General features: G+C 66.2%; 2 protein-coding genes and 1 pseudogene. All 3 read left to right on the forward strand.

Annotated features, from left to right (window positions below):
• Positions 1–295 (forward strand): HVO_0234 family beta-propeller protein (locus PGX04_RS18785; RefSeq protein WP_425498451.1); only part of this gene is annotated, 295 nt, incomplete at its 5' end.
• Positions 296–403: 108 nt separating this feature from the next.
• Positions 404–925 carry a hypothetical protein gene (locus tag PGX04_RS18790; protein ID WP_273739902.1) on the forward strand — a complete coding sequence of 174 codons (522 nt, stop codon included), beginning with the start codon at positions 404–406 and terminating at the stop codon, positions 923–925.
• Between the two features lie 163 nt (positions 926–1,088).
• Positions 1,089–1,280: pseudogene (locus PGX04_RS18795) on the forward strand (ribose-phosphate pyrophosphokinase); the annotation flags it as partial.

Here is a 1,280-nt window from a genome sequence, read left to right on the forward strand (position 1 = left end):
CTGGATGGCGGTCCTCGAGGGGGCGTTCGACACCGTCGGAGCCGATCCGCGCTCGGAGCCGGGCCGGCTCGTCCGCGCGCACGCGGTCACGGACGAGACGATCTACGAGTACGCGCCCGACGACGACGCGTGGCGCGAATCCGATCGGTCGGCCGATTCCGTGATCGGCTTCGGCTACGGTGAGACGACCTACGCCGTGACGGAGAAGGGGACATTCCTCGCGGCGAGCGACGGGGAGTGGCGGACGCGAACGCTCGGTGTCAGGGACGTGACGGGGATCGCGATCCCTCGGTGAGAGTGAGAGTGGCGGCCCGTCGATGTCGGTGAGTGTACGTCTGAGACAGCCGATTGGTCGCGATGTCTGACGGACGTTTAACTATACGGGATTATTCTCTGTGAGTACATGAGCGAACTACCACGCCGACGACTACTGGCCGTGACCGGCACCGCACTCACGGGCGCGGTCGCCGGCTGCACGGGCAGCGACGAGGACGCGGGGAACGGTAACGGGAATGGGGACGGAAGCGGAAACGGGGACGGGAACGAGACGGAGAACGAATCCGGCGGACCGAGCGGCACGCTCCTCGGGGAAATCTCCGTCGAGAATCTAAACGACGAATCGCATACGGTCGACGTCATCGTCGAGTTCGGCGGCGATCCCGAACACTGGTCGACCCACGAACTCGCGGCCGACAGCGGCGCGGAACTCGAGCGGAACTGGTCGACCGAACCGGGTGCGTTCAACATCGTGTTCCGGCTCGACGGGGGGGAACCGACCCAGGTCACGCCGGCGAAGTGGAACGATCCGGCCTGCATCAACGTCTTCGCGCTGGTCACCCGAAACGGCGAACTGAAGATCCTGAGCGACACCGACGGCGGCGCGTGCGGCGACGGCGATGCGACGGTCGACGATGCCGAGGCGTGATCGAACGGGTCGTGAGCGAGCGATCGGATCGCGTCCCGAGTCGAACGGGTAGTTGGGTCCGTTTCGTCACAACGGATCGTGACGACGCGTTTCGGACGGTACAAGTCGACTCTCTCGGTCCGAGAACGAAAACTGGTTTAGCCCCCGGGCTGTCCCACCGACTATGATTGTCAGCGGATCGGCGTCGCAGGCTCTCGCCGCGGCGCTCGCTCGAGAGCTCGAGGAACCGCTCGCCGCAGTCGAATACGACCGCTTTCCCGACGGCGAACTGCTCGCGGCCATCCCGGGACTGGCCGACGCCGATCCGGACCGGGCGGCGTTCGTCGCCTCGACCGTCTCGACCGACGCCCATCTC

The organism is Natrinema soli, assembly GCF_028618695.1.